The sequence below is a fragment of the Cupriavidus gilardii genome (assembly GCF_008801915.1).
GTDB lineage: Bacteria > Pseudomonadota > Gammaproteobacteria > Burkholderiales > Burkholderiaceae > Cupriavidus > Cupriavidus gilardii.
Genome location: NZ_VZOV01000008.1, coordinates 90626 through 106296, shown reverse-complemented (window position 1 = coordinate 106296; position 15671 = coordinate 90626). Strand labels below are relative to the sequence as shown.

The following is a 15671-nucleotide window of genomic DNA, read 5'->3' as shown; positions in this document are numbered from 1 at the left end:
GCGGCCCCTTGCCCCGGCTGCCCCGGCCCCCGTCAGCGCAGGCGCGCAGCCTTCCACCATGCAAAAACAAAAAGGCCACGCGCTGCCGCGTGGCCTCGGATGCCGTTCCGCCGCCGCGCTGCGCGGAACGCAGCGGCGGCGAATCGGTCAGCGTCGCCTCGACTCAGTCCGCATAGACGCCGGCCTTGCGAATCACCGGGGTCCACTTGTTGATTTCGTTGCCGAGGAAGGTCTTCAGCGAATCCGGCGTGGCGCGCTGGGCCGGCACCGCTTCGGCGCCCAGCTCGGCCATCTTGGCGCGGAAGCCCGGGTCGGTCACCGACTTCTGCAGCGCCGCCGACAGCTTCTCGATCACCGGCTGCGGCGTGCCCTTCGGGGCGTACATCGCGTGCCAGATCTTGACTTCGATGTTAGACAGGCCCTGCTCGGCCGCGGTCGGGATGTCCTTGAACGCCTCGACGCGGCGCGGCTGCATCGCGGCATAGGGCTTGAGCGCATTGGCCTTGAGCTGGCCGGCGATATTGGTGGTCTGGTCGCACATCAGGTTGACCTGGCCGCCCAGGATATCGGTCAGCGCCGGCGCGGTGCCCTTGTACGGAACCGTGGTCAGCTCGGTCTGGATCGCGCTCTGGAACAGCAGGCCGCACAGGTGCGAGGCCGAGCCGATGCCGGCGTTGGCGAGCGACAGCTTGCTGGCGTTGGCCTTGATGTACGGCAGCAGGTCCTTCAGCGTGTTCGGCGGCAGGTTCTTGTTGCCGACCAGCACCATCGGCACGTCGGCGATTTCGCCGATGTACTCGAAGTCCTTCAGCGGATCGAAGCCCAGATTGCGGTACAGCGCCGGTGCAGTCGACATGCCGATATGGTGGATCAGCACGGTGTGGCCGTCGTTCTTCGACTGGGCCACCTTCTTCGCGCCGATCGTGCCGCCGGCGCCGCCGAGGTTTTCGATCACGATGGTCGCGCCCAGATGCCTGGACATGACCTGCGCCAGTTCGCGCGCCACCTTGTCGGTCGGACCGCCCGCGGCGAACGGCACCACGGCCGAAACCGGCCGGCTGCCCGGATAGTCCTGCGCCTGTACCACGCCAGGCAGCGCCAGTGCGGCGGCCGCAAGGGCGGCGGCCACGGTTTTTGCAACGTGTTTCATTATTTCTCCTGATTTCCCCGACTTCCCGTCGTGCAGACTGCCATGCCGCCCAGCCGCCGTGGCGGCGTGGGCCGCCTCACCGGAGGCCGCGGCTTGGAGCCGCCATGCTATCAACGGCGACTTGCGTCAAATATCAGGAAATACCCGGGCAGAAGCGCACGGCGCGCCCCTTGCCCCGGGCGGTGCCGGCTCGATGTCAGTGGCTGCCGGCGCCCGGTTGCGCTTCCTCCGTCAGCACGCCTTCCAGCCGTTCGAACACGCGCCGCGTCGAGCCGCGCGCCTCGAGCGCGAACAGCAACACCGAGCGCCCGGTGACCTGGTAGACGTCGCCGGACGAGAACTCCGGCAGCTCCTCGCGCACCGGCATGTTGGTGTCGATCAGGCAGGTCCACTGGTCGCTGCCGGGGATCTGCGGCAGGGTGAACTCGACCATGTCGTGATAGGCGTTGAACACCAGCAGCAGCGTCGCGTCCGAGGCCGGACGGCGGATGCCGGTGGCGCGCGCGCGGCCGTCGATGACCAGGCCGAAGCAGCGCATCGAGGCGTCGTCCCAGTGTTCCGGCGTCAGTTCGTCGCCGGCGGCGCTGATCCACTTGACGTCGGCCACGCCAAGCTCCTCATCGAACTCGCCGGTCAGGAAGCGGCCGCGCCGCAGCACCGGCAACGCACGCCGCAGCGCGGTCAGCTTGCGCACGAATTCGATCAGCGCGCGGCCGCGCTCGTCGATGTCCCAGTCGACCCAGCTGATGTCGTTGTCCTGGCAGTAGGCGTTGTTGTTGCCCTGCTGGGTGCGGCCGAACTCGTCGCCGGCCACCATCATCGGCGTACCCTGCGAGAACAGCAGCGTGGCCAGCAGATTGCGCTTCTGGCGCTCGCGCAGCTCGACGATATCGGGGTCGTCGGTCGGCCCTTCGGCGCCGCAGTTCCACGAGCGGTTGTCGCTGGTGCCGTCGTTGTTGTCCTCGCCGTTGGCATCGTTGTGCTTGTCGTTGTACGAGACCAGGTCGTGCAGCGTGAAGCCGTCGTGCGCGGTGATGAAGTTGACGCTGGCCCAAGGCCGGCGCCCGCTGTGGTTGAACTTGTCGCCGGAGGCGGTGACCCGCGCCGCCAGTTCCGGCGCGACGCCCTCCTCGCCGCGCCAGAAGTCGCGCACCGTGTCACGGAACCTGTCGTTCCACTCGGCCCATCCGGCCGGAAAGCCGCCGACCTGGTAGCCGCCCGGGCCGCAGTCCCACGGCTCGGCGATCAGCTTGACGCTGGACAGGATCGGATCCTGCCGGCACGCCTTCAGGAAGCCGCTGCCATAGTCGAAGCCGCCTGGCTCGCGGCCGAGGATCGTGGCCAGGTCGAAGCGGAAGCCGTCGACCTGCATCTCGGTGACCCAGTAGCGCAGGCTGTCCATCACCATCTGCAGCACGCGCGGATGCGACAGGTTCAGCGTGTTGCCGGTGCCGGTGTCATTGATGTAGTAGCGCTTGTCGTCCGGCATCAGCCGGTAGTAGGACAGGTTGTCGATGCCGCGGAACGACAGCGTCGCGCCCAGTTCGCTGCCTTCGGCGGTATGGTTGTAGACCACGTCGAGGATGATCTCGAGCCCCGCCTCGTGAAAGCGGTCGATCATCTGCTTCAGTTCCCCGACGGCGCCCGGCCCGCGCGCGAAGAAGCGCGGATCCGGCGCGAAGAAGCCGATCGTGTTGTAGCCCCAGTAGTTGGTCAGGCCCTTGTCGAGCAGATGGCTGTCGTTCAGGAAGGCGTGGATCGGCAGCAGCTCGATCGATGTCACGCCCAGCGCCTTGATATGGTCGATCACCGCACGCTGGCCTAGTCCCTCGAAGGTGCCGCGCATCGCCTCCGGTACCACCGGATGGCGTTTGGTATAGCCCCTGACATGGGTCTCGTAGAAGATGGTCCGCTCCCACGGCACGCGTACGCTCAACGGGTGCTCCCAGGTGAAGGCCTGGTCCACGACCTGGCACTTCGGCATGAAGGGCGCGCTGTCGCTGTCGCTGAAGCTCAGGTCGTCCTCGCCCATCCGATAGCCGAACACCGCGGGGTCCCAGCGCAGTTCGCCGACATAGGCCTTGGCATAGGGGTCGAGCAGCAGCTTGTTCGGATTGAAGCGATGGCCGTTGGCCGGATCGTAGGGCCCGTGCACGCGATAGCCGTAGACCGCGCCCGGCGCCAGCCCGTGCACGCGGACGTGCCAGACCTCGTCGGTGTATTCGGGCAGCGCGATGCGCTCGATTTCCCGTTCGCCGTTCTGGTCGAACAGGCACAACTCGACCTTGCTGGCATGGGCGCTGAACAGCGCGAAGTTGACGCCGTCGCCGTCCCAGGTGGCGCCCAGGGGAAACGGCAAGCCTTCGCTGATGGTGTGATTCGACATGGCGCGCGGCACTCCCGTGTGGAAACGATCGTGCGGGAGCACGGCGCATGCCCGGACGCCGGCCATGGCACGCAGGGCGGCGCTTCCCATAATTGCCGCCGCGGCTCCGGCACCGTTGTCAAAACTACAGGGACCCAGCGCCACGCTGAACTCGACAAGCCCCCGTTCTCGCAACTGAATTGCATCTCCGTGGGCACTATGGTTAAATCGCCCCATGTCTTCGCCCACTCCCAGCCTGCCGGCCGCCGTCGATGCGGCACAGGAGCGCCTCCGGGCGCTGGGTGCGCGCGTCACGCAACCGCGCGTCTGCATCCTGGCGTGCCTGATCGGCAGCGACATCCCGCTGACCCACCAGGCCGTGATCGACCGTCTTCCGGGCGGCGCCGAGGCGATCGACCGCGTCACCGTCTATCGGGTGCTCGACTGGCTGGTCGAGCAGGGCCTGGCGCAAAAGCGCGCCGGCAACGACCGCGTGTTCCGCTTCAGCCTGATCGAGCATGAGGCGGCGCGCGCCGAGGTCCATCGCCGGCACAGCCATTTCCATTGCAGCCGGTGCGACCGCACCTTCTGTCTCGAGGCCGAAAGCGCGCCGCCGCGGCAGGCCGCGCCGCGCGTGCCGAGCGGCTTCGCGGTCGAGCACGTCGAATTGACCGTCAACGGCATCTGCGCCGAATGCGGCGCGCGCACCGTGGCCGACGCGCCCGCCGACGATGCCTCTGAAGGTGCGACCGAAAGTGCCGCCGACGCTTCCCCCCATCCCGGAGAACCAACATGTCCAAACTGATCCCGGTCACGATCCTGACGGGCTTTCTCGGCAGCGGCAAAACCACGCTGCTCAAGCGCATCCTCAACGAACAGCACGGCATGAAGATCGCCGTGATCGAAAACGAGTTCGGCGAGGAAAACATCGACAACGAGATCCTGGTGCAGGACGGCCGCGAGCAGATCGTGCAGATGAGCAACGGCTGCATCTGCTGCACGATCCGCGGCGATCTGGTGCAGGCGCTGTCGGACCTGATCGGCCGCCGCGACGCCGGCGAGATCGATTTCGACCGGGTCGTGATCGAGACCACCGGCGTGGCCAATCCCGGCCCGGTGGCGCAGACCTTCTTCATGGACGACGAGATCGCCTCGCGCTATCTGCTCGACGCCGTTGTGACGCTGGTCGACGCCAAGCACGGCAACCAGCAGCTGGACAAGCAGGAGGAGGCGCAGCGCCAGGTCGGCTTCGCCGATGCGATCTTCATCACCAAGGCCGACCTGGTGTCGGCGGACGAGCTGGCCGACCTGCGCCATCGCGTGCTGCAGATGAATCCGCGCGCACCGATCGGCACCGCGCATTTCGGCGAGGCGCCGATCGACTCGATCTTCGACCTGCGCGGCTTCAACCTGAACGCCAAGCTCGAGATCGACCCGGACTTCCTGCGCGCCGAGGAACACGACCATGACCACGAGCATGGCGAGCACTGCGGCGCCGACTGCGGCCATGACCACGACCACGACCACGATCACGATCACCAGCACGGTCACGGTCACGGCCACAACCACCACCATCATCACCACCACACCGACCGCATCGGCTCGTTCGTCTTCCGCAGCGACAAGCCCTTCCACTACGGCAAGCTCGAGGAATTCCTGTCGGGCATCCTGACCGTCTACGGCGAGAAGCTGCTGCGCTACAAGGGCGTGCTCTATATGGAAGGGGTCGACCGCAAGGTGGTATTCCAGGGCGTGCACCAGCTGATGGGCAGCGACATCGGCGGCAAATGGGAAGACGAAACCCCAGGCACCAAAATGGTGTTTATCGGCGTCGACCTGCCCAAGGACGCGATCCTGAAAGGCCTGGCCAACTGCCTCGCCTGACGATGGCTGGGTGACCGAGGCGGGGCTCCGCTCCTCGGTTACCAGCACCGACAGCGCCCTGCTTGCCGCGATGCGGCCCCCGTACGGGTGAAACACCGGTGCTGCGCACGGATATACGCGGTACGCGCCGCTCGGTGAAACACCGAATATCCGGTCCGGTTTTCCACCGTATCTCCTGGTAATTTGTTCAAGTACAATAAGCCGGATGTGATGCGGGCAGCGCGGTCTTGCCGCCGCCCGCGTCGTATGCAGGGCGGCGGTAGTCGTCAGCATCAGACGGCCGTCCTGCGGTGCGGCCGCTGTGCTCGTGCGATGGCCGTCGAACGCGCGGGATCTCGTGCCGCAACGTTTCAGGGCGTTGCCGCTGGGGCAACGACGCCGACCGATGTCGACCGACGCCGAGAAAGGGATCCCATGGTAGCCGCAGCAAAAACCAAAGAAAGCCGCAGCAAGACCGCTGGTGCTGCGGCCGCTACGACAAAGGCGCAGGGACAGCAAGCTGCGCCTACCCCCCGGAACGGCTCGGCGCCGGCCGGTACCGGAGCGGCAAAGGGAGGCACGCGAAGCAGCAAGACTGCAGCCAGCCAGAGTGAAACGGTCGAACCGCGCAAGCGGACCGACACTGCATCCGCGCGGAATACGACGCCGCCGGTCGCATCAACAAGAGAATCAGCAGCAACCATGAGCAGCAATAAACTTCTGACTGAAGCTGAAATCCTGAAGATGGACGACAAGGACTACATGAACGAGGCCCAACTGGCCTTTTTCAAGAACCGCCTTGAACAGCTGCGCGACGAAATCCTGAAGAACGCCGACCAGACCACCGAGCATCTGCGCGAAACGGTCATCGTGCCGGATCCGGCGGACCGCGCCACGATCGAAGAAGAACATGCCCTGGAGCTGCGCACGCGCGACCGCGAACGCAAGCTGCTGAAGAAGGTCGAGCAGTCGCTGGCCCGCATCGAGTCCGGCGACTATGGCTGGTGCGAGGAAACCGGCGAGCCGATCGGCGTGCCGCGTCTGCTGGCCCGCCCGACCGCGACGCTGTCGCTGGAAGCCCAGCAGCGCCGCGAGCTGCGTCAGAAGCTGTTCGGCGATTGAGGCCTGCCCTCCTCGATTCGCACTGCCGACGGCCCGGAACACCGGGCCGTTTTGCTTTTCAGGACGGCGCAGCCGCGCTCGTCGTCGCCAGGCCACGGCAAGGGTGCCGCGGCCGCGCATTTCTGCTACAGTCGCAACCTTGTTGCATCAGCGCGGCCGCCGTGCCGCGCACCTCGGCGCAACGCCCGCCCCCCATACCCTCGATCGCCATGGCCGACCGTCTTCCCGTCACCGTATTGGCCGGCTTCCTCGGCGCCGGCAAGACCACGCTGCTGCAGCACGTGCTGGCCAACCGCGAAGGCAAGCGCGTGGCGGTCATCGTCAACGATCTGGCCGATGTCAATATCGATGCGCGCCTGGTCGGCGAAGGCGTGCTGGCGCAGGCCGGCGAGCGGCTGGTCGAGCTGTCCAACGGCTGCATCTGCTGCACGCTGCGCGAGGATCTGCTGGTCGAGATCGCGGCGCTGGCGCGCGAGGGGCGCTTCGACTATCTGCTGGTCGAATCGACCGGCGTGGCCGAACCGCTGCCCATCGCCGAGACCTTCACCTTTGAAGACGAACACGGCCACGCGCTGGACAGCCTGGCCCGGCTCGACACCATCGTCACCGTGGTCGACGCCGCGCATTTCCTGCAGGATTTCGACGAGGCCGATTATCTGAGCGACCGCGGCCAGGCCCGCGACGACGAGGACGACCGCACCGTGGTCGATCTGCTGATCGAGCAGGTCGAGTTCTGCGACGTGATCGTGCTGAACAAGATCGATCTGGTCGGCGACGCGGAACGCGAACGGCTGATCGCGCTGCTGCATGTGCTCAATCCGCGCGCCGAGATCGTGCCCGCCAGCTTCGGCAAGGTGCCGCTCGACAAGGTGCTCGACACCGGCCGCTTCGACTTCGAAGCGGCCGCGGCAGCGCCGGGCTGGCAGGCGGAACTGCGCGGCGAGCATGTGCCCGAGAGCGAAGCCTACGGCATCGGCAGCTTCGTCTACCGGCGTCGGCGCCCGTTCCATCCGCGCCGCTTCGCCGACCTGATCCATACCGAATGGCTGCGCCAGCACGGCAACGTGCTGCGCTCCAAGGGGTTCTTCTGGCTGGCCAGCCGCATGGACGTGGCCGGCAGCTGGAGCCAGGCCGGCGGCGTGTGCCGCCACGGCGGTGCCGGGGCCTGGTGGGCGGCGATCGATCCGGCCGACTGGCCGCAGGACGACGAGACACTGGCCGCGATCCGCGCCGACTCGCAGGTCGACGGTGCGCCGGCGCCGTTCGGCGACCGGCGCCAGGAGCTGGTGCTGATCGGCCAGAACATGGACCGCGCCGCGCTGGAAGCGGCGCTCGACGCCTGCCTGCTGAGCGACGCCGAGATGGCCGCCGGTCCCGACGCCTGGATTGCCTACGACGATCCGTTCCCCAGTTGGGAAGACGCCTTCGACGACGAGGGCGATCACGACCATCGCGACCACGATCACGATCACGATCATCACGATCACGACGGGGCCCCGTGCGACTGCGGGCGCCATGGCGGACATGCGCACTGAGCTGCTGCGCGCGCTGCGGCGCCGGGGCACGGATCGCCTGAGTGGCGCGCTGTGGGCCCTGTGGCTGGTGCTGTGCCTGCTGCTGGCGCAGCACGCCGGCCTGGTTCACCGCATCCAGCACGGCGGCTCGCCGGCCGTGCCAATGTCTGCCAACCCGGCTTCGGCGAACCTGGTCGGCACTTCGCTCGCCTCCGCCGGCAGCGATACCCGTATCGACAGCCATGCACCGGACAGCGCGCGCGCGCCGATCCATTCGTGCGTGCTGTTCGACGCCGCCACGCAGGCGCTCGGTGCCTGCGGTACGCCGCCGATGCCGCTGCTGTCGCATGGCAAGCCGCTGGTGCCGCCCGGCATCACCTGGCGCTGGCCCCACCTGCCGCCGCAACGCAGCTTCCTGACGCGCGCCCCACCTTCTTCGCTCGCCTTCGCCTGAGCGCGGCCGCTCTTGCGGCCGCTTGTTGACGACCCGGCGATCCCGACGTTCGACCACGCTGACCGGCATTACCCCTGCGACGGCCCGGCACTGCCACGCCATCGCCGCGGGCCTTGCCTTGCCGCGCCTTGCCGCACCCATCCGCAGCGAGTCACCGAGCGCGACCGATCGCCACGATGTTCTTCGCATCGCGAGCCATGAATCCGACCCTGCAACGCACTACCGCACACCGTTCCGCCGACGCTTCGGCCAGCCCGACACAACACCTGACACATATCGCGCCTCGGCTCGGCGCCCGCCTGACCCCGCTGGCCGCCGTCGCGCTGTGCCTGGCCGCGCCTGCCGCGTGGGGCCAGGCCGCCCCGGCAGCCGCCCCCGCCGCCCCGACCCTCGGCGAAGTGGTGGTCACCGCCAATCCGCTCGGCAGTGACCTGAACTCGCTGGTGCCGGCCGTCTCCACGCTGCAGGGCGACAACCTGGCCGTGCGCCAGAACAGCACGCTCGGGGAAACGCTGAACAGCCTGCCCGGCGTGTCGTCGACCTATTTCGGGCCGAACTCGAGCCGGCCGGTGATTCGCGGGCTCGATGGCGACCGCATCAAGGTGCTGCAGAACGGCGGCAGCAGCATCGACGCCGCCACGCTGTCCTACGACCACGCGGTGCCGCTCGACCCGCTGGTGGCCGAGCGCATCGAGGTCGTGCGCGGCCCCGCGGCGCTGATGTACGGCGGCAACGCGATCGGCGGCGTGGTCAACGTGATCGACAACCGCATCCCCAAGGCGCCGATCGAAGGCGTGACCGGCGCCACCGATCTGAGCGCGACGATCGACGGCGACGCGGCCCGCAATGCCAGCGGCCTGATCGAGGCCGGCAACGGCAAGTTTGCGATCCACGCCGACGCATTCGCCCGCAAGACCAGCGATCTGCGCATCCCCGGCTACGCGCGCAGCGAGCGGCTGCGCAACAGCCAGCCGCTGGAGGAAGGCGAGAGCGAGGTGCGCAACCGGTTGCCCAATACCAACGCCGAGCAGCACGGCGGCGCGCTGGGCGGCTCCTACACCTGGGCCGACGGCTTCGTCGGCGCCAGCTACAGCGCCTATCGCAACGACTACGGCACGCCGGCCGAAGACGAGGTACGGCTGAACATGAAGCAGGACCGCTTCGCGCTGGAGGGCGAGGCCCGCAACCTGTCCGGCACCACCGGCGGCTGGTTCGAATCGGTCAAGGGCAAGTTCGGCTATACCGACTACGAGCACAAGGAAATCGAGGGCGGCGAGACCGGCACGGTATTCAAGAACAAGGGGTGGGACGCACGCATCGAGGCGCAGCACGGCAATATCGGTCGCATGCGCGGCGTGATCGGCGCGCAGTTCGGTGCGACCCGATTCTCTGCGCTGGGCGAGGAGGCCTTCGTGCCCAGCAGCGATACCGACAACGCCGCGCTGTTCGTGTTCGAGGAAATGCCGCTGGATGCGGCCGGCAACCTGAAGCTGAACCTGGGCGGCCGCATCGACCATACCAGCATCAAGGCCACCGCCGGCGGCAACGAGCGCTTTGCCGATGCCAAGCGCAGCTTCAATGCCGGCAGCGCCTCGGCCGGCCTGCTGTACAAGCTCGGCCCGGCCTGGTCGCTGACCTCGAACGTCGCCTACACCGAGCGCGCGCCGACCTTCTACGAGCTATACGCCAACGGCCCGCACGTCGCCACCGGCGCCTGGGAACAGGGCAATCCAGACGCCAACAAGGAACGCGCCACCTCGGTCGACCTCGGCCTGCGTTTCAAGCAGGGCGATCACAGCGCCGGCGTGTCCGGCTTCTACAGCCGCTTCTCGAACTATCTGGCGTTGTCCGCGACCGGCAACGCGCGCAACGAGGAAGGCGAGCTGGTGGCCCCCGGCAGCGCGGACGCCCTGCCCGAACTGCGCTATCTCGGCATTCCGGCGACGCTGTACGGCTTCGAGGCCGAGGGCAAGACCCGGCTGGCCCGCAAGCTGCTGACCGGCAGCGATACGCTGGACTTCGAGGCGCGGGCGGACTACGTGCGCGGCGAGAACCGCGAGACCGGCGAGCCGCTGCCGCGGCTGGCGCCGCTGCGTCTTGGCGGCGCGCTCGTCTACGGCGCCGGCCCCTTCGGCGCGCGCCTGGACCTGACCTGGGCCGCGAAGCAGACCCGCGTGCCCGTCAACGACACGCCGACCGACGCCTACACGATGCTGGGCGTCGCGCTGACCTACAAGATCAAGAGCGGGCGCACGCAAACCCTGCTCTACCTGCGCGGCGACAACCTGACCAACGAGGAGGCGCGCAATTCCACCTCGATCCTGCGCGACATCGCGCCGATGGCCGGCCGCAGCGTGCGCGTGGGCCTGCGCACGACGTTCTAGCGCAGCGCTGGCCAGCGGCGCGAAGGATGCGCCGCCGGCCGTCCCGGCTGCATGGTGTCGGCCCCCGTTCCGGCGCCGTGCTTCATGCGCGGTCGAACCTGCAGATCAGCCTCGCTACCGCATCCTCCATCATCACTGCCACCTGCGGCATCACGAGGGATTGCGGCTCGAGACGATCGTCGGGCGGCAAACGCTGCAGCGCTTCCAGCCATTGCGCGCCGGCTGCCACGAAATCGTCGTCCTTCCGTGACGCCGCACTCGGCGTCGAAGAGACGACGCTGTGGAACCAGTCCGTGGTCGCGCACAGCAGCGACGCCTGATACTCGGGCGGAATCTGCATGATGGCGCGCCATACCGCGCGCCTGGGCGCCCAGCCATATTCGCTGCCGCTCGCTTGGTGCCACATCGTGGCCACAGCATTGCGCCGCGTATCGGCCTCGGCCCACTGGCGCAGCACGTCGACGCGATACGCCGGCGGCAAGGACGCCGCGACGGACAGGATCCAATCGGTACTCGCGTTGATACTGGACAGGCCCTCGTACTGCTCGGTCGGCCCTTGCCCGAGGTCGAGCAGCACCGTCTGCCGAACCTCGATCGGCAAACGCCTGACCGACCGGGTCAGGAGATCGACGAAGTTGCGCAGAACCATCGCGTCGGCACTGTGGATGCGATCGCGGCCTTGTTCCGACTGCCACTGCACCACGATGGCAAGACGCGCAAACTCCAACGCCAGTGCCGGTTGCGGGGCCAATTCCATCTCGCCGGTCCAGGACGGCAAATCGGCCGCGAGCGCGACCATCTTCGCGGAAAACGGCTCGGACGTGTCGCATAGCCGCTGCATCGCCTGCGCGAGCACCGCGCGGCCATCGTCGGCCAATGGCATGGCCGCCATCAAGGCGTCCAGGAAGCTTTGCATCTCGGTGGGGGCGGCTCGCCCGGAGCCGCCTCGAGCCATTGTGCGAGCGATGCCGCACGCTCCAGCGGCGCCGCGGCATCCGATGTTTTCCGCTGCGTGTCCGTGAATGCCCGTTGCCGTGGCATCGAACGCGCGCCCGGCGGGGCGGTGTCGAACAATCGATTCAGCCAGTCACGTCGGGAACGCGTTGTGCCTTCGGTGGCGCACCGCTCCATCAGCTCGTCGCACAGTGCTTCCCACTGCTGCGCAGACAGCCAGCCGCCCCATCGCGCAAACAGCCTGGCGCGTTGATCGACATCGAAGCGCAGATCGACGCCGAGCTGCCACAGCGCGTCGATGCCCTGCCTGCGGAACGGGTCGGCAGCCCAGCCGGCGCGCAAGCATCGCATCAGACCGACCGCCAACTCCGCGGCAGCCTCCCCGGTGCAGCGTCCGGCCTGTGCGAATGCCTGCTGCCACGCCAGCTGGGGCGCTTCCAGCGCACTGAGCAGCGGCGGTCCTTCGACGGTCCTGGCTTCCAGCAGCGCCACTAGCGTCCACGCGGATATCGTCCGACGACCAGCCGCACAGGCGGCGCCAAAGCCGTCGCGCCAGAGTTCCGCTGGCGTGCCGGGGGAACGCAGGTGGTATTCGACAGCGAGCCGCGCGGCATCGCGGTGCCGGCCCGCCGGCAACAGGGCGGCCAGCGCAAGATGGCCTGCCAGGTCGAATGGCTGCCGCGGCGGCGGCTTCAGGTACATCCCGCCGCCCCGCTGCGGTGCGCGTACTTCAAGCAAGGCAAAGGTCAACGCCGCCCGGCCGGGCCCGGGCAGGCCGTTCAGGCGCTGATCCAGCATCGCCAGGCAATCGGGAACATGGACTTCGCGCACGCTGTCATGCCACAACGGCTCCGGCATCCGCGCCACGCCTGGCACGGACGCCAGTTCAACGAGCACGGCGCCGCGTGCCGCCACAGGCAGCGCATCGCTCGCGCGCAGCACCAGCCGCCATGCGCGCACACGGTGGGCACGCGCCAGGCAGCTCGTGCGCCGCGCCAATGCCCGCAAGACCAACATGCGATCACCCACGTCCGCCATCGCGTCGATGCGATTCAGAACGCCGGACAAGGCGGACAGGGTCGACACCTGGCGTGCGCGCTCCAGCGTCGTGGCAGCGAGCTGTCCCAACGCGTCGCGCACGGCATGGTTGGCGCGCGACAGCGCGATGCGATCGTGCAACGACAGATAGCCGGCGATGCGCTTCATCGGTTCGGCCAACAGCGTCCAGCACGGGCCGGGCGCCGCGTCGGAGCCGGCGACGACCAGCGCAACGCTGGACGGCTGCCCGGGCGCCTGCGGATGCAGCGTGCCGGTTGGCGCGGGCGCTTCGCCGGTCAGGCGGTTTGGCCGGGTCGGATTGGAACCGGTCGGGTCCCAATCGGTCGGATCGGGCCCAATGGGCATGGCCGCGCTCGCGCGGCCGAGGTCGTGGATGGGCATCGGATTCCTCGAAGGGTCGGGTCAGGGCGCTGGGGCCTTCGCGCCGGAGGGGCATTCTTGCGTCGGTCGATCGCCTCGGTCTGTCGACTACCGGCGCGACGTTTCATCGCGGTGCAGCAGGCACCCCTGCGGGGCGCCAGCGGGCTAGCGGTGCCCCGGTCTGCCTGCCCCCGGTGCAATGCCGTGCCGCGGGTCTGTCCGTCTTGACACTGCAAGAGCCACGTCCGGACAATGCGCCACACCACAACCGACGGGAGTGCCCGATGCCATTCGTTCGTCGTACCCTGCGCGCCGCGGTGCTGGCCACAAGCCTGGCCCTCGGCGCCGCTGCCCTGCCCGCGCACGCGGCCAGCCTGACCATCGGCCTGTCCGGCGATATCACCTCCCTCGATCCGCACTATCACAACGTCACGCCCAACGCGAACGTCGCCGAGCACATGTTCGAGACGCTGATCGCCAAGGACGAGAAGATGCGTTTCAAGCCGGCGCTGGCGCAAAGCTGGCGCGCGGTCGACGAGACCACCTGGGAGGTCAAGCTGCGGCCCGGCGTCAAGTTCCACGACGGCAGCGAATTCACCGCGCAGGACGTCGTGTTCTCGCTGGCGCGGCCGGCCAACGTCAAGAACAGCCCGTCGCCGTACACGATCTACACCAAGGGCTTCAAGGACGTGGTGGCGGTCGACAAGCTGACCGTGCGCATCACCACCAACGGTCCCTACCCGCTGGTGCCGAACGACCTGTCGACGATCTACATGGTGTCGAAGAAGGTCGCCGAGACCGCATCGAGCGACGACTTCAACAGCGGCAAGGCGATGGTCGGCACCGGGCCGTACAAGTTCGTCAGCTTCCGCAAGGGCGACCGCGTCGAGCTGACCCGCAACGATGCCTATTGGGGCAACAAGCCGCAATGGGACACGGTGTCGCTGCGCATCCTGACCAACGACGCGCCGCGCGTGGCGGCGCTGCTGGCCGGCGACGTGCAGGTGATCGAGAACGTGCCGACCTCGGACATCCGCAAGCTGTCGGCCGATCCCGGCGTGTCGGTGTTCAAGGTGCCGACCTTCCGCATGATGTACCTGCATATGGACAGCGACCGCGAGGTCTCGCCCTTCGTCGCCGACAAGGCAGGCAAGCCGCTGCCCCGCAATCCGCTGAAGGACGCGCGCGTGCGCCAGGCGATCTCGAAGGCGATCTCGCGCCAGGCGATCGTCGACCGCGTGATGGAAGGCGCGGCCGAGCCGACCGGCCAGCTGGTCAACAGCTCGCTGTTCGGCCACGTGCCGGCGCTCAAGCCCGACACCGCCGATGCGGCAGCGGCCAAACGCCTGCTCGCCGAGGCCGGCTTTCCGGACGGCTTCCAGCTGACGCTGCATACGCCGAACAACCGCTATGTCAACGACGAACAGGTCGCGCAGGCGATCGCGTCGATGCTGACGCGCATCGGCATCCAGACGCGTGTCGAGGCGATGCCGTCGGCGAGCTTCTTCACGCGCGCCAACAAGCTCGATTTCTCGTTCATGCTGGCGGGCTGGGGCGCCGATACCGGCGAGGCCGGCTCGTCGCTGAAGTCGCTGCTGGCGACCTACGATCCCGGCAAGGGCTGGGGCGCGTCGAACCGCGGCCGCTACAGCAATCCGGCGCTGGACGCCAAGCTCAGCGCCGCGCTGACGACGATCGACGACCGCGCGCGCGAGAAGCTGCTGCAGGAGGCCACCGAGATCGGCATCAAGGACTACGGCGTGATTCCGCTGTACTACCAGATCAATGTGTGGGCGGCGAAGAAGGGCCTGACCGTGATTCCGCGCCAGGACGAACGCACCTACGCGTTCAGCATCACGCGCTGATCCATCATGGCGGCGCGGCCGGAGCGGTGGGCATCACCGACTCCGGCACCAGCGAGTAGATCGCCGCGCGGCACGGCACGCCGTGCAGCACCAGCCGGTTGCGCGCGATGCATTCGAGCAGCGCGCCGGTCTTCTCGGCGACGCGGCGGCTCGCCAGATTCCGCTCGGCGGCGACGATCTCGATGCGGGTCAGATGCAGCCGGTGAAAGCCGAAGCAGGCCATCATCCAGGCAGCGCGGGTCGCAAGGCCCTGGCCCTGCCGGCTCTTGCGAATCCAGTAGCCAAGATTGGCGATGCGGTTCTCGGTCGAGATCTGGTTCAGCGCGACGCCGCCGAACAGCACGCGGCCGTCCTGCGAGTAGACGCCGATGTCGTACGACAGCCCGGCCGCGAGATTGTCGGCGCAGGTATCGATCCACAGCTGCGCGTCCCGTACGCTGTAGCGCAGATGGGCCCATGGCATCCACGGTGCGAGGCTCGCCATCGACTCCTGCACCGCGGCGGCGAACTGCTCCGCGTCGGCCTGTCGAAACGGACGCAGCGAGAACCCCTCGCCCCGCAGGATCGGCACCGTACTCATC

General features: G+C 68.0%; 12 protein-coding genes. 7 read left to right on the top strand and 5 right to left on the bottom strand.

Features of this window, described 5'->3' with window-relative positions:
- Window positions 1-163: 163 nt before the first annotated feature.
- Together F7Q96_RS12390 and glgX are read right to left on the bottom strand one after the other, a co-directional pair.
- Window positions 164-1150 (bottom strand): tripartite tricarboxylate transporter substrate-binding protein, encoded by a 987-nt coding sequence (locus F7Q96_RS12390; protein ID WP_053820901.1) that lies wholly within the window; start codon window positions 1148-1150, stop codon window positions 164-166.
- A 196-nt stretch (window positions 1151-1346) separates the two neighbouring features.
- Window positions 1347-3536, bottom strand: a complete 2190-nt coding sequence (gene glgX, locus F7Q96_RS12385; RefSeq protein ID WP_151022739.1) for a glycogen debranching protein GlgX — start codon at window positions 3534-3536, stop codon at window positions 1347-1349.
- A 214-nt stretch (window positions 3537-3750) separates the two neighbouring features.
- Between glgX and F7Q96_RS12380 the strand changes: the two genes are divergently transcribed.
- The 6 genes from F7Q96_RS12380 to F7Q96_RS12355 all read left to right on the top strand — a co-directional run bounded on the left by F7Q96_RS12380 (window position 3751) and on the right by F7Q96_RS12355 (window position 10852).
- Complete coding sequence (locus tag F7Q96_RS12380; RefSeq protein ID WP_053820900.1) at window positions 3751-4320, top strand: Fur family transcriptional regulator; 570 nt, start codon at window positions 3751-3753, stop codon at window positions 4318-4320.
- Window positions 4308-5399, top strand: a complete 1092-nt coding sequence (locus tag F7Q96_RS12375) for a CobW family GTP-binding protein (RefSeq protein ID WP_053820899.1) — start codon at window positions 4308-4310, stop codon at window positions 5397-5399. The genes F7Q96_RS12380 and F7Q96_RS12375 overlap by 13 nt, the downstream gene beginning before the upstream one ends.
- Window positions 5400-5813: 414 nt before the next feature.
- Complete coding sequence (dksA, locus tag F7Q96_RS27185) at window positions 5814-6500, top strand: RNA polymerase-binding protein DksA (RefSeq protein ID WP_023264981.1); 687 nt, start codon at window positions 5814-5816, stop codon at window positions 6498-6500.
- A gap of 209 nt (window positions 6501-6709) precedes the next feature.
- On the top strand, window positions 6710-8035 hold the full coding sequence (gene zigA / locus F7Q96_RS12365; RefSeq protein WP_151022737.1) for a zinc metallochaperone GTPase ZigA: 1326 nt from the start codon (window positions 6710-6712) through the stop codon (window positions 8033-8035).
- Entirely contained in the window at window positions 8025-8468 is a 444-nt protein-coding gene (locus F7Q96_RS12360) for a hypothetical protein (protein WP_151022735.1), read from the top strand. The genes zigA and F7Q96_RS12360 overlap by 11 nt, the downstream gene beginning before the upstream one ends.
- A gap of 197 nt (window positions 8469-8665) precedes the next feature.
- Window positions 8666-10852: a TonB-dependent receptor gene (locus F7Q96_RS12355; protein ID WP_151022733.1), complete on the top strand. Its 2187-nt coding sequence runs from the start codon at window positions 8666-8668 to the stop codon at window positions 10850-10852.
- Window positions 10853-10934: 82 nt separating this feature from the next.
- On the opposite strand, the gene F7Q96_RS12350 is transcribed toward F7Q96_RS12355, so the two are convergent.
- Both F7Q96_RS12350 and F7Q96_RS12345 read right to left on the bottom strand, forming a co-directional pair.
- The gene (locus tag F7Q96_RS12350) at window positions 10935-11729 is read right to left on the bottom strand and encodes a hypothetical protein (protein WP_151022730.1); all 795 of its coding nucleotides are present in this window, start codon (window positions 11727-11729) and stop codon (window positions 10935-10937) included.
- A 14-nt stretch (window positions 11730-11743) separates the two neighbouring features.
- Entirely contained in the window at window positions 11744-13246 is a 1503-nt protein-coding gene (locus tag F7Q96_RS12345; protein ID WP_053820896.1) for a hypothetical protein, read from the bottom strand.
- A 263-nt stretch (window positions 13247-13509) separates the two neighbouring features.
- Between F7Q96_RS12345 and F7Q96_RS12340 the strand changes: the two genes are divergently transcribed.
- The gene (locus tag F7Q96_RS12340; protein ID WP_053820895.1) at window positions 13510-15090 is read left to right on the top strand and encodes an ABC transporter substrate-binding protein; all 1581 of its coding nucleotides are present in this window, start codon (window positions 13510-13512) and stop codon (window positions 15088-15090) included.
- Between the two features lie 4 nt (window positions 15091-15094).
- Here the strand turns inward: F7Q96_RS12340 and F7Q96_RS12335 are convergent, their stop codons facing one another.
- Window positions 15095-15670 carry a GNAT family N-acetyltransferase gene (locus F7Q96_RS12335; RefSeq protein WP_053820894.1) on the bottom strand — a complete coding sequence of 192 codons (576 nt, stop codon included), beginning with the start codon at window positions 15668-15670 and terminating at the stop codon, window positions 15095-15097.
- Window position 15671: the final 1 nt, after the last annotated feature.

Coding starts and splice junctions, on each gene's coding strand:
- zigA (WP_151022737.1), top strand. CDS start 6,710: ATGGCCGACCGTCTTCCCGTCACCGTATTGGCCGGCTTCCTCGGCGCC.
- F7Q96_RS12345 (WP_053820896.1), bottom strand. CDS start 13,246: ATGCCCATCCACGACCTCGGCCGCGCGAGCGCGGCCATGCCCATTGGG.
- F7Q96_RS12335 (WP_053820894.1), bottom strand. CDS start 15,670: ATGAGTACGGTGCCGATCCTGCGGGGCGAGGGGTTCTCGCTGCGTCCG.
- dksA (WP_023264981.1), top strand. CDS start 5,814: ATGGTAGCCGCAGCAAAAACCAAAGAAAGCCGCAGCAAGACCGCTGGT.
- F7Q96_RS12375 (WP_053820899.1), top strand. CDS start 4,308: ATGTCCAAACTGATCCCGGTCACGATCCTGACGGGCTTTCTCGGCAGC.
- F7Q96_RS12355 (WP_151022733.1), top strand. CDS start 8,666: ATGAATCCGACCCTGCAACGCACTACCGCACACCGTTCCGCCGACGCT.
- F7Q96_RS12360 (WP_151022735.1), top strand. CDS start 8,025: ATGCGCACTGAGCTGCTGCGCGCGCTGCGGCGCCGGGGCACGGATCGC.
- glgX (WP_151022739.1), bottom strand. CDS start 3,536: ATGTCGAATCACACCATCAGCGAAGGCTTGCCGTTTCCCCTGGGCGCC.
- F7Q96_RS12390 (WP_053820901.1), bottom strand. CDS start 1,150: ATGAAACACGTTGCAAAAACCGTGGCCGCCGCCCTTGCGGCCGCCGCA.
- F7Q96_RS12340 (WP_053820895.1), top strand. CDS start 13,510: ATGCCATTCGTTCGTCGTACCCTGCGCGCCGCGGTGCTGGCCACAAGC.
- F7Q96_RS12380 (WP_053820900.1), top strand. CDS start 3,751: ATGTCTTCGCCCACTCCCAGCCTGCCGGCCGCCGTCGATGCGGCACAG.